This is a genomic window from Neobacillus drentensis (genome assembly GCF_036965245.1).
Lineage (GTDB): Bacteria > Bacillota > Bacilli > Bacillales > Cytobacillaceae > Neobacillus > Neobacillus drentensis_G.
In genome coordinates this window covers 1-18,588 of the sequence record NZ_JBALPG010000018.1, presented here as the reverse complement: position 1 = coordinate 18,588, position 18,588 = coordinate 1, and the positions used below count along the sequence as shown (strand labels likewise).

At 37.6% G+C, this 18,588-nt stretch carries 19 protein-coding genes; 14 read left to right on the top strand and 5 right to left on the bottom strand.

Annotation, left to right across the window (positions count from 1 at the left end; translation table 11 throughout):
* The first annotated feature begins 202 nt into the window (after positions 1-202).
* Positions 203-895 (top strand): YoaK family protein, encoded by a 693-nt coding sequence (locus V7150_RS05245; RefSeq protein WP_335514456.1) that lies wholly within the window; start codon positions 203-205, stop codon positions 893-895.
* Between the two features lie 148 nt (positions 896-1,043).
* On the opposite strand, the gene V7150_RS05240 is transcribed toward V7150_RS05245, so the two are convergent.
* A complete protein-coding gene (locus V7150_RS05240; RefSeq protein WP_335514453.1) occupies positions 1,044-1,463 on the bottom strand; it encodes a MerR family DNA-binding protein in 420 nt (139 codons plus the stop codon).
* 95 nt (positions 1,464-1,558) lie between these two features.
* Here V7150_RS05240 and V7150_RS05235 point away from each other — a divergent pair, with 95 nt between their 5' ends.
* Entirely contained in the window at positions 1,559-3,172 is a 1,614-nt protein-coding gene (locus tag V7150_RS05235) for an acyl-CoA dehydrogenase family protein (protein WP_335514449.1), read from the top strand.
* Positions 3,173-3,327: 155 nt separating this feature from the next.
* Here the strand turns inward: V7150_RS05235 and V7150_RS05230 are convergent, their stop codons facing one another.
* Entirely contained in the window at positions 3,328-4,572 is a 1,245-nt protein-coding gene (locus tag V7150_RS05230; RefSeq protein ID WP_335514447.1) for an aminopeptidase, read from the bottom strand.
* Positions 4,573-4,837: 265 nt separating this feature from the next.
* On the opposite strand from V7150_RS05230, the gene V7150_RS05225 reads away from it, so the two are divergent.
* The 3 genes from V7150_RS05225 (at position 4,838) to V7150_RS05215 (ending at position 7,115) form a co-directional block, all read left to right on the top strand.
* Positions 4,838-5,452, top strand: a complete 615-nt coding sequence (locus V7150_RS05225; RefSeq protein ID WP_335514445.1) for a DUF6518 family protein — start codon at positions 4,838-4,840, stop codon at positions 5,450-5,452.
* 108 nt (positions 5,453-5,560) lie between these two features.
* The gene (locus V7150_RS05220; RefSeq protein ID WP_335514442.1) at positions 5,561-6,094 is read left to right on the top strand and encodes a sigma-70 family RNA polymerase sigma factor; all 534 of its coding nucleotides are present in this window, start codon (positions 5,561-5,563) and stop codon (positions 6,092-6,094) included.
* Positions 6,087-7,115, top strand: coding sequence for a DUF4179 domain-containing protein (locus V7150_RS05215; RefSeq protein ID WP_335514439.1), 1,029 nt, complete (start codon positions 6,087-6,089; stop codon positions 7,113-7,115). The genes V7150_RS05220 and V7150_RS05215 overlap by 8 nt, the downstream gene beginning before the upstream one ends.
* Positions 7,116-7,230: 115 nt before the next feature.
* Here V7150_RS05215 and V7150_RS05210 read toward each other — a convergent pair whose 3' ends face one another.
* Positions 7,231-7,983: a CPBP family intramembrane glutamic endopeptidase gene (locus tag V7150_RS05210; RefSeq protein ID WP_335514436.1), complete on the bottom strand. Its 753-nt coding sequence runs from the start codon at positions 7,981-7,983 to the stop codon at positions 7,231-7,233.
* A 224-nt stretch (positions 7,984-8,207) separates the two neighbouring features.
* Here V7150_RS05210 and V7150_RS05205 point away from each other — a divergent pair, with 224 nt between their 5' ends.
* The 4 genes from V7150_RS05205 (at position 8,208) to V7150_RS05190 (ending at position 11,147) form a co-directional block, all read left to right on the top strand.
* Positions 8,208-9,035 carry a DUF1835 domain-containing protein gene (locus tag V7150_RS05205; protein WP_335514434.1) on the top strand — a complete coding sequence of 276 codons (828 nt, stop codon included), beginning with the start codon at positions 8,208-8,210 and terminating at the stop codon, positions 9,033-9,035.
* Between the two features lie 322 nt (positions 9,036-9,357).
* Positions 9,358-9,909, top strand: a complete 552-nt coding sequence (locus V7150_RS05200) for a DJ-1/PfpI family protein (RefSeq protein WP_335514432.1) — start codon at positions 9,358-9,360, stop codon at positions 9,907-9,909.
* 195 nt (positions 9,910-10,104) lie between these two features.
* Positions 10,105-10,992 (top strand): helix-turn-helix transcriptional regulator, encoded by an 888-nt coding sequence (locus tag V7150_RS05195; protein WP_335514430.1) that lies wholly within the window; start codon positions 10,105-10,107, stop codon positions 10,990-10,992.
* 14 nt (positions 10,993-11,006) lie between these two features.
* Positions 11,007-11,147 carry a hypothetical protein gene (locus tag V7150_RS05190; protein ID WP_335514429.1) on the top strand — a complete coding sequence of 47 codons (141 nt, stop codon included), beginning with the start codon at positions 11,007-11,009 and terminating at the stop codon, positions 11,145-11,147.
* A gap of 130 nt (positions 11,148-11,277) precedes the next feature.
* Here V7150_RS05190 and V7150_RS05185 read toward each other — a convergent pair whose 3' ends face one another.
* Positions 11,278-12,162, bottom strand: coding sequence for a selenium metabolism-associated LysR family transcriptional regulator (locus V7150_RS05185; protein ID WP_335514427.1), 885 nt, complete (start codon positions 12,160-12,162; stop codon positions 11,278-11,280).
* Positions 12,163-12,475: 313 nt separating this feature from the next.
* Here V7150_RS05185 and V7150_RS05180 point away from each other — a divergent pair, with 313 nt between their 5' ends.
* The 5 genes from V7150_RS05180 (at position 12,476) to V7150_RS05160 (ending at position 15,862) form a co-directional block, all read left to right on the top strand.
* Positions 12,476-13,393 carry a class I SAM-dependent methyltransferase gene (locus V7150_RS05180; RefSeq protein ID WP_335514424.1) on the top strand — a complete coding sequence of 306 codons (918 nt, stop codon included), beginning with the start codon at positions 12,476-12,478 and terminating at the stop codon, positions 13,391-13,393.
* A gap of 242 nt (positions 13,394-13,635) precedes the next feature.
* Entirely contained in the window at positions 13,636-14,133 is a 498-nt protein-coding gene (locus V7150_RS05175) for a sigma-70 family RNA polymerase sigma factor (protein ID WP_335514420.1), read from the top strand.
* Positions 14,126-15,148: an anti-sigma factor gene (locus V7150_RS05170; protein WP_335514416.1), complete on the top strand. Its 1,023-nt coding sequence runs from the start codon at positions 14,126-14,128 to the stop codon at positions 15,146-15,148. Before V7150_RS05175 ends, V7150_RS05170 begins: the two co-directional genes overlap by 8 nt.
* Positions 15,133-15,441 (top strand): hypothetical protein, encoded by a 309-nt coding sequence (locus V7150_RS05165; protein ID WP_335514413.1) that lies wholly within the window; start codon positions 15,133-15,135, stop codon positions 15,439-15,441. Before V7150_RS05170 ends, V7150_RS05165 begins: the two co-directional genes overlap by 16 nt.
* A 103-nt stretch (positions 15,442-15,544) precedes the next feature.
* Positions 15,545-15,862, top strand: a complete 318-nt coding sequence (locus V7150_RS05160; protein ID WP_335514410.1) for a hypothetical protein — start codon at positions 15,545-15,547, stop codon at positions 15,860-15,862.
* 85 nt (positions 15,863-15,947) lie between these two features.
* Here the strand turns inward: V7150_RS05160 and V7150_RS05155 are convergent, their stop codons facing one another.
* Positions 15,948-18,134, bottom strand: a complete 2,187-nt coding sequence (locus V7150_RS05155; protein ID WP_335514407.1) for an MMPL family transporter — start codon at positions 18,132-18,134, stop codon at positions 15,948-15,950.
* Positions 18,135-18,588: the final 454 nt, after the last annotated feature.

Here is an 18,588-nt window from a genome sequence, read left to right as displayed (position 1 = left end):
GGGCCGCCCTGCTCTTAAAGTCACTTAATAAAACAAATAATCACCAAACGGGCAACTAGTAAAAGAATAGCTAATTTTTTGTACATTCTAACGGTTAATTTATCATGGCGATTTTCTTATATCTTGCAATTTTTGATGAAGTTTAGAAAGCATATAATGGTGCAAAATAATACATTATCAGAGATACAAGGGAGATCATCCTATGATAGACAAACAAACAAAGATTCCTTCGTTATCGTCAAATTCTGTTCGTTTAGGTGCATTGTTAGCTTTAGTAGGAGGTTTTTTAGATGCTTATACTTTCATTAGCAGAGATGGGGTATTTGCTAATGCACAAACAGGAAATATAGTATTATTAGCTGTAAAAGTAGCAAATGGGGAGTGGGGAGGTTCAATCCTCTATATTCTGCCAATATTCGCTTTTATACTAGGTGTTTTGGTATCCGAAGTCGTTAAGATTCCCCCTATAAGGCAAGTATTACATAGCTATAGACGCTCGATTCTTATATTAGAGTGCATGGTTCTGATCTTTGTAGGTATTTTACCAAGCAGTGTGCCTAATAAAGTAGTAACCGTATGTATTTCGTTTGTATCATCATTGCAAATCTCTACTTTCAATAAACTCGACAAGTGGTCTTACAATTCAACGGTGACAACAGGGAACCTTCGAACAGCAACGCAAGCAGCCTATTCGGCGTTTATCGAACATAATCAGGAATCAAAAAAACAGTTTAAAAAATTCTTTGTTATCATTCTTTCTTTTCTATTTGGTGCACTGACAGGGACATTTACTACCACTTATATAGGGAATACATCTATTTGGATACCATCGGGACTTTTAGTGATTGCCCTCATTTTGTATCACAGGGATAGAGGATATTTTAGGAGCCGTTAACGAAAAAAATGTCATTGGTCACGAACTTTTTGATAAAAATCTCATGCTAATGGTGAATGTAGAGGCCGACTAGTAAATCAAAAACCGCCAGGAATCATCCTTAGCGGTTTTATTTATTTAGGAAAGAATAGGATCATCAACAATTAAGTTACAAATTCTTATTTTTATCTTTGTCCATCTCATTTGAGTCACTTTTTTGGATATACCGTTCTTTGTGAGCGACTATTTCATCTCTTAATATTTGCAGTTGTAAGATTTGTTCATTAATATCTTGAATCTTACGGTCTGCATGCCTGATGATTGCCTGTTTCTCTTCAGCTCCTTCAGGGTTAGCTTCGTACATCTCGATCATTTCCTTTATTTCTTGCAAGCTAAAACCCAGCTTTTTACCACGAAGAATCATTTTTAACCGTCTCCGTTCTTGATTTGTATAGCTTCGCTGCTTGCTTAACCGATCACGCGTTTCAGGCGTTAGCATTCCGACTTCTTCATAATATCGAATCGTTCTAGAGCTGATATCAAACATTGTTGCTAGTTCGCTTATTGAAAAAAGACCTTCCTCTGACATTCATTTATCCTCCAAGTTGACGTTTTCGTAAACTTAATATTATAATAATTCTGAATAATCCAATTTGTCAATGGAAAATAAGGAGTGATTATTTGATGAGCATGACTTCCCAAAATACAGAAGCTAGAGGGAAAAATTCATATAGCTTCGACGAATTCGTTGAAAAGCGTGAAAATCTCGATTGGTACCGTGATGAACCTTTTTTACAAAAAGCAGTGAAAAAATTTACTGGTTCAGAGTCTGAGCAAGTTCATGAAAAAATTCTTTCCTTTTCTCCAACGGTATCTTCTCAATGGAACCGCTTAGCCGCACAAAGTGCGAGGCCGGAAGTCCGTCCTTACTTACTTCACTATGATGCATTTAACCACAGGATAGACAGAGTTGTACGGCCTTTTGAAACACTCCTGTTAGAAAAGGGAGTATTTGGTGAAGGCCTTTTTTCTAGTCAAATGACATCTTGGGAAAGTTTTGTCAAACGCATGTTAGTTCATCAAATAGGAGAAGGCGGGGTTACATGTCCTTTAACATGTACCCATGGATTAATTGCCCTAATTGAAGAATTTCCGGATGAGACCCATCCAGAACTCCAAGAGATTTTGATGCATACAAAAGAAGGGGTTAACGGTGATTTTGCCATTGGCGCCCAGTTTATGTCGGAGATTCAGGGCGGCTCTGATTTGCCTGCCAATCTATTGGAAGCCGTTCCGGATGGAAAAAACTATCGATTATATGGGAATAAATTCTTTTGCTCGGTCGCACATGCCGATTATTCCGTTGTCACTGCCAAAATTTCAGGTTCAAACAAGGTATCAACCTTTATTGTTCCTTCATGGCTTCCAGGAGATAAAGAGAAGGAAAAGAGAAATGGTTATCAAATTAACCGGATTAAATGGAAGATGGGTACTGCTGAGGTTCCAACAGGCGAATTTCAATATAATGGTGCCCTAGCCTATCCAATTGGTCCAAAAGATAAAGGCATTGCCGTAGCAGTGGGAATTGTTCTGACGCTATCCCGTCTTGAAATCGGAATTGCCTGTGCCGGATTTATGCTGCGTGCATCAAGGGAAGCGAATCTTTATAGTGAATTCCGGACGGTATTTGGAAAAAGAATAAAAGACTATCCCCTTGCAGCTAGCAAGTTAAAGCTAATAGAAAATGCAGCTGAACGAGCAACGGCAGGTGCATTTAAAATTTATGATCTTTTCTTACGTCTTGAAAAGCCGCTTAATCCAGGGCTCAAATCAGATCATCCACTTGATATTAGAAAACAACTATTTAATCTACGTGAACTTATTTTATTACAGAAAATTGGCGCTACGAAAGAGGGAGTGGAAGTATTACGAGAGGCAATCTCGGTGTTTGCCGGTCACGGGGTAATGGAAGAGTTCTCCTCACTTCCGCGGATATTCCGCGATGTCGTGGTAAACGAACAATGGGAAGGCCCACGTAATCTTCTATTAACCCAAATTTATCGTGATATCAGTAGAGTAGCTGATTGGTATTCTCCGTCAGATTTTGTTAGTAATGTTCTTGATGGAGCTTCTCAGGAAACCATTCAAGCTTTTTCAGAGCAGTTGGAAGACCTGCTGCAAAGGCCTGTTCTCGGAGAAGTAAGTGAAGGATCTATGGAGGCTGCGCTGGAGTGGGATGCGTTTTGTGGTTCCTTCTTTAAAGCCTATCAGGAAGTTGCTTTATCAGAGATAAAGTAAGTTTTGGCGTCAGTCCCTGTTGCATTAAGTAGCAGGGACTGGCCCCTTTTTTCAAAAAACTAATCAATCGTTTGATTAAATAGGGTTAGATCCTTACGAACAGTACAGAAACTGTTCGTAAGGAACTGGAATCAAACATTGTCATTAAGAAAAGTCTAAAATGCCCAGTCTCCATTACGGAAAATAGGAACAATGGTGCCATCGTGTTTAATGCCATCAATATCCATCTTGTCAGAACCAATCATGAAGTCAACGTGTACAGTGGAAGTATTCATGCCATGTTTTAATAATTCTTCTTGGCTCATTTTCGTCCCACCTTGAATTGTAGTAGGGTAGGCGGCACCGATTGCTAAGTGATTGGATGCATTCTCATCAAATAGTGTTGTAAAGAAGGTAATACCAGATTGGGAAATGGGTGAGGGGTTTGGTACTAGGGCAACTTCACCCAAGCCAGTTCCACCATCGTTGTCAAAAACCAATTTCTTAATGGTTTCATCTCCTTTTTTAGCAGAAATGTCCACAATTTTTCCATCTTTAAAGTGCACTTCAATACCTTCAATTAATGTACCAGCATAGCTCAACGGCTTTGTGCTGCGGACCACACCTTCCATACGATGTGTGTCAGGAGCAGTGAAGACCTCTTCCGTAGGCATGTTGGCAATAAATTCTTCCCCTTTTGGATTATAACTTTCGGCACATGCCCAAATATGATTCTTTGGTAAGCCTAAAGTTAAATCTGTACCAGGTGCTGTGTAGTGCAAAGCATCAAACTGGATTTCATTTAATTTCACTGCTTTTTCATTCACTGTTTTTTTATGGTCATCCCAGGCAGCAATTGGATCCTCTGCATAGACACGACAGGTTTTGAAGATTTGATCCCATAAGGCATCGACTTGTTCTTCGGAAGTTGCTAAGTCTGGGAATACTTTGGCAGCCCAGCCTGCTCCAGCAGCAGCGGCAACGGTCCATTTCAAATCATCATTTTGTGTTGCAATGCGCTGGGCACTGAACGCTTTTCCATACACATTTTGATAGGCCGCAATTTTAGCTGGATCGACTTCATTTAGTAATCCTGGATCACTTGATACAATCGAAAGACGGCTCACGCGATGGTTTAATACATGGTCTTCAGATTCTTGAATTTCGTATTCAGGAATGTTGGTCAGTACTTCTACTGGTTGATGTAAGTAATGAAGCTTGCTAATTTCGTCATCGGACCATTTTACGATTACTTTTTCAGCACCTAAAGCATAAGCCTCTTTAGTAATAAAACGAGCTAAAGGAGCTTGATCAACGGTAATGACCATTTTTACCCAATCACCAGGTTGAACATTAATTCCTTTCGCAACTAAAAGTTTCGCATATTTTTGCAAATTCTCATCAAAATTTGGCAGTACCATTTTTTTACCCCCAATAGTGTATTTCTAACTACCATATTATACTAGCACAATTTGACCTAAATTTCTGAAAATAAATGATGTAAAACACCAAACGAGGTCTAACAATAGAAATCTTGATAAAAATCTATTAATTAATTATGGTAAAACTATGTAATTGGGGGTGAGAGTTAATGAACGAGAAACAGTTAGTTGAAGGAAATAATCTATTTTATAAAACACTTACATCAGGATCCATTTTATACGCAGTTTTTTTAACTGAAAAAGTATGAAAGAAAAGCTGGTTTACATAAGAGCTAAGTCAGAAAAAGTGCCTCCGTTACAACAGAGATTGGTAAGAGTATTGTTTGTATTTATGCTAGGAGCTTTATTAGGCTTCTTGGCAAAATACACAGATGGTTTAGTTGTAGGATTAATAGGTACTTACCTAGGATTTTGGATAACGGTAACAACAATAATTGCCGTTCGAAGTCGTTCGCCTAAAGCAGCGGCATTACACGCATTTGTTTTTCTAATCGCTATGTTGCTTGTTTATTATATCTATTCAATGCTGTTGTTTGGATTTTTTCCAAAATATTATTTTATCGCTTGGGGCAGCATTGCGCTGATTTCACCGATCGGTGGTTATGCGGTTTGGTACGCAAAAGGAAATGGCTGGATTGCTGCACTTTGTGCGGCCTTTCCCATTAGTTTGCTCTTGGTAGAAGGTTATAGTTTTTTCTATACTTTATCAATCCCAAGAGGATTTGATATAATTTTAGCCGTTTTGTTATTTATCATTTTGCCTGCAAATTATTTTCAACGCTTACGTATGCTGCCTATTGTTACTGGACTATTTTTTTTAATTGAACAGATAGGACTACTTTATTACTTGCCGGGATAAAGAGCTTTTACAGGCAGTGAATCCCCAAAAATATAATTATTTTCATTATTGTGCAACGTTTCCACTTTCTCGTTCGACTTAATGATGAAAAAGAGGGGGAAGGTGAAAATGGATATAGCAAAATTAGTAGACATGGCGAAGAAGGGTAATGATGAAGCGTTTGAACAACTGATTAGTTCTGTTCGCGCTAAATTGTACCGGATTGCCTATTCATATGTTAGAAATGAACAAGATGCTCTTGATATTTATCAAGAAACTATTTACAAAGCCTACATTTCTCTAAAAAAATTAAAAAAACCTGAGAGTTTTCAAAGCTGGATTACAAGGATTCTTGTTTCAAAGTGTATTGATTTTATTCGAAAAGAATCGAGACATTTTTCAACAGATAATGAGGAGATATTTGCTGAACTAATTTCTAAAGAAAGCGTTGATTACATAGCCCATTCAATGGATTTATCCGAAGCCTTTAAATTTTTGGATCCCAAATACAAGACAATTATTTTATTGAGGTATTATCACGATTTTTCCATTAAGGAAATTGCGGCCATTATGAATTACCCGGAAGGAACAGTAAAATCACACTTACATCGAGTGCAAAAAGAGTTGAGGCCGATTTTAAAGGAGGGCTATCTTTATGAATAAAGACAAATTCAATCGATCTATCGACAACATAAATGTACCAATTGAAAAGGTAATGGCAAGGGAGAAGGCGGCTATCTTTCAAGCCAAGAAAAAAAGAAAAGCCGGAAGAACCACAAAACGGTCAATCTTGGTTGCATGTGGGTTATGTCTATCGTTGCTTGGTTCTGGATTTGTTTCAACAGGCATGGCAGAAGCATTATCAAATATTCCCCTAATTGGTCCAATTTATAAGGATTTTAGAGACATTGCCTCAGAGAAAATTGAACACGATCAACTTACGACAGTAATTGATAAACAAGATAGTAAAAACGGCTTAACAATGACTGTAAAAGAAGCAGCATATGATGGCAACCGGGTAATCGTAACAGTAGTTTACACAGGTCAAAAAGAACTTTCGATGAAAGAAGAAAAGGCCGGCTTTAGCTATATAACAATTAATGGACAACAAGAAATTAAACCAGCAATTGGTTCAACAGGTCAGGACGACATAAACTCGAAAACAATAATTGAACATCATCAATTTACCTTCTCTAAATATAATGAATTTGGCGATAACATTGAGATTGAGGTCCATGGAGAAAACTTATTTGGCTATGAGGGCAAGTTGAAGGTGGCTTTCCCACTTAAAAAAATAAAAGGCGATGTGTTTGAGTTTTATCCAAAGGTTACAACTAAAACGGTTGATGATGTTTATAAGTTAACAGCGGACAAAGTAACCTTTTCACCTCTATCAACCAGAATAGACCTAACGATTGATTACCCTGCTGAAATGGATAAAAACGATACTTGGCCATGGTTTGATTTCTCTGTAGTGGATGATAATGGTCAGGTATATGATAAACTGAAACTACAAGCAGGCATGGTTTTTGGGAACTATGGTCATCATATGGTACTGACTTTACCTCCAATGGATACAATACCAAAATCATTTACACTTAAGCCAAGTCGACAAAATAGTGAAGGTTTTAGCGAAGAAATAAAGGAATTAGAATTGGTGGTTCCTTTGGATAAAAAGAAATAAAGTTTGTTAGAACGAGTATACCGTATAGGGATAAAGAAAAAATTTTGAGGGCTTGGAATTTTGGAGTCAGTCCCCGCTAAAATTAAGTGGCGTGGGACTGACTCCTTTTCTTCTATTAAGGTTGCCCTGAAATAAGAAAGATTAGCGGTAAGATCGCGAATGCTATGTTAACAAAGAAATGACAAACGATGAGAGGAAACAATCTTTTTTGCGTGTGAAAGATGATCCCGCTGCCAATTCCCCACACAAAAAAAGCTGCCGCATAGACAATAGCTCCTTGTAAGCTAACTGCCAATATAATGTGTTGCAAAGCAAAGCCAATAGAAGGAATGATTATTCCAATCCACACTTTTTTATTATGGTTGATAAATAATGGCTGCGCATAGCCCCGATACATTAGTTCTTCAATAGGTGCATTTAAAAACGGAAAAACGAAAGAAATGCAGGCTGTTGCCCATAATAGCCAATGGGGCCGTGGAAATGTAAAGATCTCTTCATTTCCGGCAAAAACAGTCTGGAAGTGTTCGAATAAATCCGGTCCATACATGACAAACATGATTCCCATTGTTGTTAGCGCGAACGGAATATACAAGAACAATAGCCATAACAGACCGAACAAAATATCTTTTATTAATCGATCTATGCGAAAATCGATTAAATCTTTTATGGAACGACCTTCTTTTTTTAACAGGCGATGTAATAGAAAAAAACAAAGTACATTAACGACAGTAAAGTAAACATTTGAGAATTCCGGCAGATAGGGAAACTGAAATGATAAACCAAATATTTTTAGCAATAAAAAGAGAAGTAACAGCACCGTGATTAACATAGGAAACCGGATAAATGAAACAAGCCAGGCATTTTTCAAAAAGTTGGCACCTCCTCTTTTTCAAAAATACTCAAATATATTCGTGTTTATGTGTTAACGTTGTAATTTAATATTAATAATTGAAATCTTGTGTCATTCCACAATGCGTTAAAGTTACATGGAGAATAAACTCTTCTTCTTTAATAGTAGGATTTTGGATATATTAGGAATTGTAGGTAGGATAATTTTTCAATAAATTGAAGCTTGAAGGGAGAAAAGAGATATTGATACATATTCTATTCGGCCCATCTCCTGCGGGCAGTTTAAGAGCAGCCTTTAAGGAGAATGGAATAGATAAAAATGAACAAATCATTTCCTTTTGGGATAGGTTCTCGATTGGTCCAGTCTGGCGATTAGATGAAGAAGCAGGGAAAGAAGCACGGTTTGATTGGATGAAAAATGTGATTAATGATGAATATGGAGAATTTCAGGAATATAAACAAAGTTTTCAAAAGACAATTGATCAAATTTTATCCATTCCAGAGGGGTTACCAATCACGATTTGGACTGCAGACAACGCTCATGAACAGATCGGACTGCGATTTGGTTTGCATCTTTTGAAAGAAAGAAATAATGATATTATTCTTATCAATACGACAAAGGCTTTTAGCGAACTTTTAAAAAAAAGAAATGTCCAATATACTGTATTGCATTCAGGCGAAATTTCTCCTGATAAACTCCAAATAATATATGATCGAGGACAGGGAAAAGTCCTTACTGACCATGATAAAGAAGATTATGAGAAAGAATGGCTTTCTATATCAGATAATCGGGAAACTTTAAGAATTTGGAGAAACGGAAGGATTGTGAGTGTTCCTGAAGACTATTTTGACCCATTTATCATTCAAAAGGCTAAAAAGTTACATAGAGAGCAGAAAACAAAAGACTTTATGAAATCTGCCAGATTAATTGGTGAGGTGCTAGGGCATTTAGACCAATATGTTGGCGATGAATTTTTGGAATATCGCCTAAGAAAGCTAATAGAAAAAGAAGTCTTCGATGTAGAAGGCAGTTTGATCGCTATGAGATACTATAGTGTGAAATTGCGTTAGATTAAGAACTTGAAGTCTTCATTTTTTAATTAAGTAATTTTACATACCTATGTTGAGAAAAATTAGAATGAAGTTACGAAAACGTCTGGAACATAAAAAAAAGTAATCTAAAGGGTTCTAAGTGGCCAAAAAGAGACTGGAGCGGAGAAGCGGTCACGTACAAGGGTTTCTATGTAACCTAAAAGAGGCTAAAGCAAGTAAGAATTAACATCGTTATTAATTAAAAAATTTTTAAGATTAATAGAAGGAAAGCGGTAATATAACGGGAAAGGTTGAATATTAAATAAAGGTAAAGCCTTATTTTTGAGAGGAGGAATCAATTTTGTCCAAAAAAGTACTTATTATTGCCGGAGATGCCGTTGAGGCCTTGGAGATTTATTACCCGTATTTTCGTTGTCTAGAAGAAGGCTACGAGGTGAAAATTGCCGCCCCATCAAAGAAAAAGCTGCAAACGGTCGTGCATGATTTTATTGGCTGGGATACTTATACCGAAAGTAAAGGATACTTAATTGAGGCACAGATGGCCTTCGAAGATGTAAATCCTGAAGAGTTTGACGGGTTAATTATACCAGGTGGAAGAGCTCCAGAGTACATTCGGTTAAATGAAAATGTCCCTAGGATTGTTGCCCATTTCTTTGAAGCGAATAAACCTGTTGCCGCTATTTGCCACGCAAGTCTCGTATTAACAACGGTTCGCCAATACATGGAGGGCAGAGAGTTGACTGCCTATATCGCCTGTAAACCAGATGTTGAAGCAGCCGGTGCCACTTATATTGAGAATCCTCTTCATGTGCAAGGAAATCTTGTTTCTGGTCATGCCTGGCCAGATCTACCGGGTTTCATGAAGGAATTTATTAATCAATTAAACCAATAGGAAAAAGAGTAAGTTCGAGAAATCTTTTTCTATGCCGATACTAAAAAGCTGATTTCCGGTTATTAATACAACTATTCTAAAGATTCATTCCATGAGTATGGGAATGGGTCTTTTTTTTGTCTTTATAAAAAAAGCAAGAAATATCAAAAAAATCCTTGGGAAGTTTGTTATTTTATTTACAGGGAGGTTGAAAGTGTGAGTCGTTATCCGATTATTAAAAACACGATTGACTATATTGAAACACATCTAGAGGACGAACTGTCACTGGAGATGGTTGCAAACTTCGCTGGTTTTTCAAAATATCATTTCCATCGGGTATTTCAAAAGGAAATTGGCATGACGGTAATGGAGTATGTTCGAACTCGAAGAATCGCTGTTTCAGCAAGCCAGCTCCTATATACCGATCAAAAAATTATCGACATTGCTTTCCAGTATCATTTCGAGACACAGGAATCGTATACTCGTGCTTTTAAAAAGATTTATAAGTTGCCCCCAGGCCATTATCGAAGGATTATGTCTACTGTTACTTTACAAAGGGAGGATACTGAATTGAAAAAAGAGCAGGCAATTAAAGGTTGGTTTTTAAGCGGCAGTCATCCGTTTCATTATGAAATAGGTATTGACCGTAAGAACTTTCATAAAGGGAAAGCTTCGGGCTATTTGAAGGCTGTCTCAACCGAGTCCATCGGTAAATTTGCTACAATGATGCAGGAGTTTAAGGCGGAAAAGTATCTTGGAAAAAGGATTAAATTATCCGGCTTTTTAAAATCCAAGAGTGTAGAAGGATTTTGCGGTTTATGGATGAGAGTTGATAACAGTTTAGGCGATGTATTGCAGTTTGATAATATGGGGGATCGTCCTGTCAGCGGAGACACTGAGTGGAATCATTATTTTATTGTCCTTGATGTGCCGGAAAATAGTTCCGTCATCTCATTCGGTGTCCTGCTGTCCGGAAGCGGCCAGGTATGGATTGACCAACTGAATTTTGAAGAAGTTGATGAAGCTGTACAAACCACCAATATCAATTTTTCAAAGGATATTTTAGAAGAGCCAATAAATCTATCTTTTGAGGAAATAGAATAAAGTGGGGATACAGTATGGTAAAAGTGATAAAACCTATGACAATTATCCATATTTTAGGTATTCAGATGGATGTTGTGGTGGAGAGAACACTTGAAGGGGTTAAAAAATCGGAGGATGAATATATTAATAAGACATTGGAGTTATCCAATAATTAGAATTTCGGGTCAGTCTCCCGCTGCGTTAAGTGGGGGACTGACCTTTTCATTTAGTTGTTAAGTAACGATTGTTTTTACAGAATATTTATGGAAATATAGAGACCCAGAGATTATGACTTGCTTCTTTACATTACCCTTTCAATAAAAGCTCCGTAAATTCTTTAATGATTGGCCGATTTTCTGTATCCGTCAGAGAAGTGAAATAAAAGTTTCTTAGAAATGGGTCAAATTTTTCAATGATTTGAATCCGATTTGCTTTTGCTGCGGGTATTGCTGCCAGTTTCGAAATAAAACTGATGCCAAGACCTGCTTCTACAGCAGCGATCACGGCTTCAGTACTGCCGATTGAGATAACAGAGTGTAAATCGGAAAGTGAATATCCATGAATGGAAAGGTAATCCTCCATTACCTTTCTGGTGCCTGAACCCTTTTCCCTTACTACAAAATCATATTGTTTTATCTGACTAAATTCAGGTTCGTTTGCATGGACCATAGGGTGCCCGTTTGGTGTAATCAATACTAGTGAATCAGAGGCAATTGGCCTGAATTTAAGTTTGTTTGAATCTTGCTCGAGACCAATAATTCCTACATCAATTTGATGATCCAATAGCTTATCGAGGATTTTTTTAGAATCACCGATTTCAATGGTTACATCTACTTTAGGGTAAAGACTTCGAAATGTTTTAACCCAGCCTGGTACAAGATACGTTCCAGGGATAGTGCTGGCACCTATTGTCAAGGTTCCGGTTAATGTGTCTTGAAATCCATGAAGTTCATCCTCCAGATGTCTCCATCTTCGTGTTATTTCTTTAGCGGCATGATATACAAGTTTCCCTGCTGCAGTTGGCTGAATACCCGATGTGTATCGTTCCAGAAGTTCCATCCCAACCTCTTCTTCTAAGCTCTTTATTTTAAGGCTTGTGGTCGGTTGTGAACTTTTCAGGGCGGCAGCTGCTTCCGAGAAACTTTTTTTCTCAACAACCAAGATGAACGCTTCAAGTTTATTTAAATTCATATTCACACCCCATCTAAAGTAGCAAATTTAATGATATATATTAGTTTGTTTATAGCGAAACGAAGTAATAATTCAATTTTATTTTAACGCTAGAGACTCTCTTATGTAAGCGGAAATTGTAAGACAACTTTGTCGATTCTATTAACACAGGGTGTCAGGCACAAATATTCTATCACAGAATAAATTTCTGTTGACTTATTGCTTATTATGTGTTATAATATAAATTTTATTGACACTTTAACTATTCTATCATACAATAAACTCCTAGCAGAATTATGCTAGGGGTTTTTCTTTTTTTAAAGGGGGAGTATTTTTGGAAGCTAAAAAGGAAAGTTTAACGGCGTTAGTAAGCTGCTTTGCCAGGGGATATCATGCATTGAATAGCAGTCAGCCCATTTTTAATGATCGGGTTGCTCATTCACTTTTACGGGATGAGGAAAAACAGTTAATCTCCACCAATTGGGCTAATGCCATTGCCTTTTTTGACCCGGAAAAGAGTGAATCTTTGAAGACATTTGAAGAGAAATTAGAATGGGTGATGAACAACCAGACGATTCCTCAATTAGCCAGCCGGGCAAGATACGCAGAGGATGGCCTCATGTCTGCTATTGAACGCGGTGTCAGGCAATATGTCATTTTAGGCTCCGGTTTCGATACATTTGCTTTGAGACAAGAACAATTACCAGAAGATTTTATCATCTATGAAGTCGACCACCCCGTAACCCAAGCATTTAAACTAAACCGCCTTCAAGAAATGGGTTTTGAAATTCCTGCAAACGTAAAATTCGTTCCCGTAGATTTTAAACATGATTCCTTACCTGATGAGCTGAAAAAAAACGGCTTTAATAATAAACTGTTTGCTTATTTTAGTTTGTTAGGTGTAGTAATGTACCTAGAGAAACCGGATTTCTTCAAACTTCTTACTGACATTTCGGATATGTCTATAAACGGAAGCTCTTTCGTATTTGATTATCTCGACGATATGGCTTTTAATGATCTGCTCGCTTCAAAGAAACTTATACAGATGCGGCAACTTACTGCCCATACTGGTGAACCGATGGTTACCAGCTTCGATCCCTTCGAACTTGACCAAGAGCTGCAAGATTGCAATATGTTACTCTATGAAAATCTTTCGCCGGCAAATATTGAAGAGTTGTATTTTGCGGACAAAGAAGATGGTTTACACGCATTCGACCACTTCCATTTTGCTCATTTAGTTGTTCATAAATAATTCGACCACCGTTCAAATTTTCTGAACGGTGTTTTTTTTGAAATAAGAAAGTGTAAATTTCTAATTTGAGAATTGTCTAGCTCCAAAAGAATAAGCTTCGGAAGCGGCACCTCGCACGAAGGAAAAGCTTTATCTTTTTCGAGGAGAGCCCATCGGCGCTTGCGCTTTTCTTAATAAAAAATTTCCAAAACTGCAACCTTTTGCTATCGTTATACGTGGTTAGGTTGAAAGGGGGAACAGCAGTGGAGCTTGATAAAGCCTATCAAGAATATGTAAACGATTTATATCGCTATCTTTTTTCCCTTTCAAAGGATCATTTTATCGCTGAGGATTTGGTTCAGGAGGCTTTTTACCGGGCATACTTGCATCTTGAGGATTATGAAATCTCCAATATTCGAGCATGGTTATTTAAGGTAGCCTATAATGCTTTTATTGATTTTCAAAGAAAAAATAAACGCCTAATTATTCAAGAGCAAATTGAAGAGGGGAGTTCCTCTTCCAAGGAAACTCCGGAAAAAAGGCTGTTAGAAAAAGAAAGCTTTCAGTTATTATTAAATGACATTCATTCGTTGAAAGAACAGGAAAGACATGTTTTGCTGCTATGTGATTTGCATCAGCTGACATATAATGAAGCTGCAGAAATTGTGGATATGAAATTAAATACACTGAAAAGCCACTTACATAGGGGCCGGAGGAAGGTTATGGATAGAGTGAAGGAAAGGATGAAGGCAGATGAGTGATGAAAAGAACCATTTCGAGGAGGATTATCAAAAATATTTAAAAGAATCGCTAAACGAAGTGAACGAAATTCATCCATACTCAAAAGAAGGCCAAACAGAGATTGTCACAATCGGTAAAAATATGGCACGAAAAACGAATATCATGATCAGTCTTGCCATTCTGTTATTGATTGTGCCTGTCATGACTCTGACTACTTATATGTACTATGCAATTGGGGGGCGGGCAGATCATCTAATCGATGTCGTGACGAAAACGATTTATGTAACCGAGCCCAATATGAGCTTAGAAAAGTTGAAAGTAGAAGATGATATTGGCTTTTTTTCAATGAATATCAAGTTTGATGTTTTTAAACGTATTGGGAAAGAAGATTATAGGGCAGGAAACTATGATATCGATTTTTTGTTGGATCAGCCTAGTTTCCCAAAGAAGAATATGCTGTTAGACCGCCCGCTGTCAGAGATCCCTAGCAAGGAAAGCGAGTTCATGGTACACCCTAAAGCAAGAATTCCTTTTATTGAAACGGATCAATGGGACATATTAAATAAGATTCCAGATGGTACCGTTGCCGAGGTATACGTCTCGCTAAACGAGTTAATGAAACCAGAGGATTTGAAAAATAGCTTGCCTGAAAATATGGAGCTTCGCTGGCTGGCAGTGGATACGGGAATGGAGGTCACCCAAGAAGACGCTGAAGGCGTACCGATTACACCTCTTGGCTACCCAGCGCAGTATGATTCAACTACCTGGTCCCCGTTCAAGACCGATACTGAATCCAATGAAGAAGTGTTTCTTGATATTTTATCATTGCTTGAGAAAAATGAAGCAGTTGCTGAAAAAGTTGCTCGTGCCAAATCATTATCCTTAGAGAGCCGACTTGCCTATATTAAGGAACACGGTATAAAGGTTTATGGTGCCGTTATCACCGGCCCGACGGAAGAATTGAGAAAACTGCAAAATGTAAAAGAAATTCGTGCGATGAAGGTGGGGGAAGTGAAACTATGGAACTGGGAATAAACAAAAAAGGAGGGAACAGACACCTTCCAACAATATCAGGATTTTTATCCTTTCTGATTGCGCTTATTTCATTAGCCGGTTTAAATGTTGCTCTTTTGATTAAAGAAAAGGTGTTTCCCGGAGTCTTTATCGTTCAGCTTCCGATTTTAGGCTTTTTCCTTGGGGTGATTGGACTATTTACCCAGAGAAGATCTAGACTATATGCCATTTGGGGACTCTCCCTTTGCATCTTTCTTTTAATTTTTACCCTTTTAATGGTGGTATCCTCATTGAGTATTAATTATAAACCATAAAAATAAGGCGGCCGGGAGCTGCCTTTTTTTTTATAATTTACATTAAAGAATCTGCCAATATGGACATACTGTGTAATAAAGCTAGTCCATTGAGGTGATGAAGTTGGGGAAAATCACAAAGCTTTGTTGGGAAGGGCTTACCTTGAAACATGTCACCCACCCAAAAATTGTTGTACCATATTTACTATATGTTTTTACCGCTTTTTTGTGTGAGTTGTTTTTGATGGTATTGTTTGGGGTTTCTTGTTTTCTTTTTCATCAATACGGACATAGACCAGATTTAGTCTTTATTGTTAGTGGCGCAATTTTGATCTTATTTTTTGTAATAACGGTTTTAATAATAAGAACAACCATATCAAGACACAGAAATGTTTTCTTGAAGGGCTTCCATGAATCTAGTTTAAAGGTTCTTGATGACTAAAATTGGTAAGATAGAGAGAAATAGAATCTTGAAAAAGAGGAAAAAACGAACAGCGGCATTGTGCTGTTCGTTTTGGTTTTGTTTATTAATTAAATGTATGTGTAGCTGATTGTGATTTTTCTTTTTTCTTAACTAATATCAAAATGGAAGGTAACAGCATGCCGCGTACTAAAAATGTATCCATTAAGACACCTAGAGCCATTATCATCCCGAATAAGAAGAGCTCTTGTAATGGCTGTGTTATTAACACTGCAAAGGTTGCGGCGAGAATGATTCCGGCTGATGAAATTACGCCGCCGGTTAAGGCTACACCGCTGCCGACTGCTTCTTTCCATGAAAACTTTTGTGCTTCTTCTTTAATTCGTGACACCAGCATGATGTTGTAATCCACTCCGAGCGCCACCATGAATACAAATGTGTAGACCGGCAATCGGTAACTGATGGAATCATAACCCATGATATTGTGGAAAATAATCCAGCCGAATCCTAGGGTTGCCACATATGACAATAGGATCGTGGCCATCATAATCAGCGGCATCAGTATGGAGCGGGTTTGTAACGCTAACATGATCGTAATTAACACTGTAACTAGTGAAAATAAAATGACCATATCTCGTTGATTCATGGCGCGAATATCCAATTGTTCGGCTGTTTGACCAGCATATTGTAAATGATAGCTGCTTGATGAAAAGCCGCTTTTGCTAAGAATATTTCCTTCTTGTTCGCGAAGCTTTTGTACAGTTTTAAGCGCACTAGAATCATACGGATTTTCTTTTAAAACTAATTGCATCTTAACAGTTTTTTTATCCTCTCCAATAAATCCGCGTGGAAGCTTTTTCGGGTCTTTAATCATTTCTTCTGTAAGGCCTTGGCTAATTGAATCGACCCCATCAATATTTTTCAAATGGTCCTCAAGTGATTTAACGTTTGTTAAAAATTTCTCATCTAAAGCAATTTTCTCATCCGATGTTAAAATAACTGTAACTGGAGCTAATTGCCCTGCAGGATAGTGTTTTTCTAGTAATTCAAAGCCCTGACGTGAAGAAAGATCCTCCGGGAACGACTTCATAATGTTAAAGGAATATTGAATCGAAGTCGTGTTGAAGGCACCTGCAAGCAAGGTAATTAAAAGAATCCCAGCTATAACTGCAGGATGTTTCATAACCTGCTTGCTAACCTTAGTCCAAAAGCCAACTTTCTCTTTCGGCTTTTCATCAGCCTGCGGAATAAATGGCCAAAAGGCTTTTCGTCCCATTAAGGCAAAAATACTTGGTATTAACGTTAATCCGGCAATAAGAATAAAGACAACCGCTACTGAAAAAACAGGAGCAAAATGGTTATATGGCATAAATACGGTTGTAAATAGGGTTAACACAGATAAAAGGACTGTGCCGCCACTGAACAAAATTGGCTCCGATACATGGTGGATTGCTTCTCCCATGGCACTATATTTAGACGAGAAGTTTTTTAACTCCTCACGATAGCGGGAGAAAATAAACAAACTATAATCCGTTAACACGGCAAACAATAGAACAAGCATAATCGATATTGCTGAACTATCGAGGACAAACCAATCATTTTTACCTCCTAGTCCTAATACTCGGTCAACGACTTGGTACACAATCGCCGCAATGACTAATGGAATAACAGCTAATAATGGAGAACGGTAAATGACTAATAGTAAAACAAATATCAATACAATCGTAGCTAACATTAATACAAAGTCAGCATTTTGAAAAATAGAAATGGTATCAGATGAAATACCTGCAGGTCCTGTAATTTCAGCCTGCAATGTTCCTAATTTTAATTGTTTTAGTTTATCGTTCATTATCTTTATCGTTGCATTGGCATCATGAGAATCTGAGCCCTCTTTTAAAGTAAAATTGAGAAGCAATGTAGTCCCGTCTTTTGAATACATTTGATCCTGCACCGGTTTAGGAAACTGGTGGAATGGAAGCGAACTTTCTACATATTTCGGTTTTTCTTCAGAACTAAGCCACTGGCTGACTTCGGTAATCTTCTCACGGTCTTTATCAGTTAATTTACCATCACGGTGAAAAACAAGTAATCCTGTCAAGCCCTCCTTAGAGGGAAACTGCTCTTTTATTACTTGATTAGCGATGGCGGAAGGTGTATCGTTTTTCACGCTTCCTTCTTTGCTGCTTACTGAATAGTCTTTTGAGGAAGGTGCAAAAACACTTAATAGAATGACAGCAGCAATCCAAAGAAGAAAGACCACTTTGGCTCCGCGTTTACTACTCGAAAATTTCACTAACCTTTGTAATGGATTAAACATCTTTTTCAACCCCTTATCAACATTTGCCTTTATCTTATGAGTCAATTGTGAATGGAGTATGAATAAAAGGTTAAAAATGGATTATTTGGAAGAGGCGACGGCGAATTGAATCAAATGAGTTTCGAAGGGGATGTGGTTTTGTCGTTGTTCAGCATTACGAAGAGAAGTTTTTAGGGTGGAGAAGAGTGAATTCACTTTCTAAAAGACGATTAGGGACAAAACTCAGTAAGAAAGCAGGATGACTGTCCTTCATAAAGCTGATGAAGGCCAAATCTTCGTAGGAATGAGGAAGAAAAGTCCTTCATAAAGCCCATGAAGGACAAACGGGTGAAGGGATTTAGGAAAATGTCATTAAAAAGGCCTATTAAAGACAAAACTTCCTAGTAAGTAGTAGAAAAATGTCTTTAATAAAGGCTCTTAAAGACAAAAC

What these genes read in the sequence shown, in the direction of transcription:
- V7150_RS05245 (WP_335514456.1), top strand. Translation starts at nt 203, where the DNA reads ATGATAGACAAACAAACAAAGATTCCTTCGTTATCGTCAAATTCTGTT.
- V7150_RS05240 (WP_335514453.1), bottom strand. Translation starts at nt 1,463, where the DNA reads ATGTCAGAGGAAGGTCTTTTTTCAATAAGCGAACTAGCAACAATGTTT.
- V7150_RS05235 (WP_335514449.1), top strand. Translation starts at nt 1,559, where the DNA reads ATGAGCATGACTTCCCAAAATACAGAAGCTAGAGGGAAAAATTCATAT.
- V7150_RS05170 (WP_335514416.1), top strand. Translation starts at nt 14,126, where the DNA reads ATGAGTGATGAAAAGAACCATTTCGAGGAGGATTATCAAAAATATTTA.
- V7150_RS05185 (WP_335514427.1), bottom strand. Translation starts at nt 12,162, where the DNA reads ATGAATTTAAATAAACTTGAAGCGTTCATCTTGGTTGTTGAGAAAAAA.
- V7150_RS05220 (WP_335514442.1), top strand. Translation starts at nt 5,561, where the DNA reads ATGGATATAGCAAAATTAGTAGACATGGCGAAGAAGGGTAATGATGAA.
- V7150_RS05215 (WP_335514439.1), top strand. Translation starts at nt 6,087, where the DNA reads ATGAATAAAGACAAATTCAATCGATCTATCGACAACATAAATGTACCA.
- V7150_RS05165 (WP_335514413.1), top strand. Translation starts at nt 15,133, where the DNA reads ATGGAACTGGGAATAAACAAAAAAGGAGGGAACAGACACCTTCCAACA.
- V7150_RS05225 (WP_335514445.1), top strand. Translation starts at nt 4,838, where the DNA reads ATGAAAGAAAAGCTGGTTTACATAAGAGCTAAGTCAGAAAAAGTGCCT.
- V7150_RS05190 (WP_335514429.1), top strand. Translation starts at nt 11,007, where the DNA reads ATGGTAAAAGTGATAAAACCTATGACAATTATCCATATTTTAGGTATT.
- V7150_RS05230 (WP_335514447.1), bottom strand. Translation starts at nt 4,572, where the DNA reads ATGGTACTGCCAAATTTTGATGAGAATTTGCAAAAATATGCGAAACTT.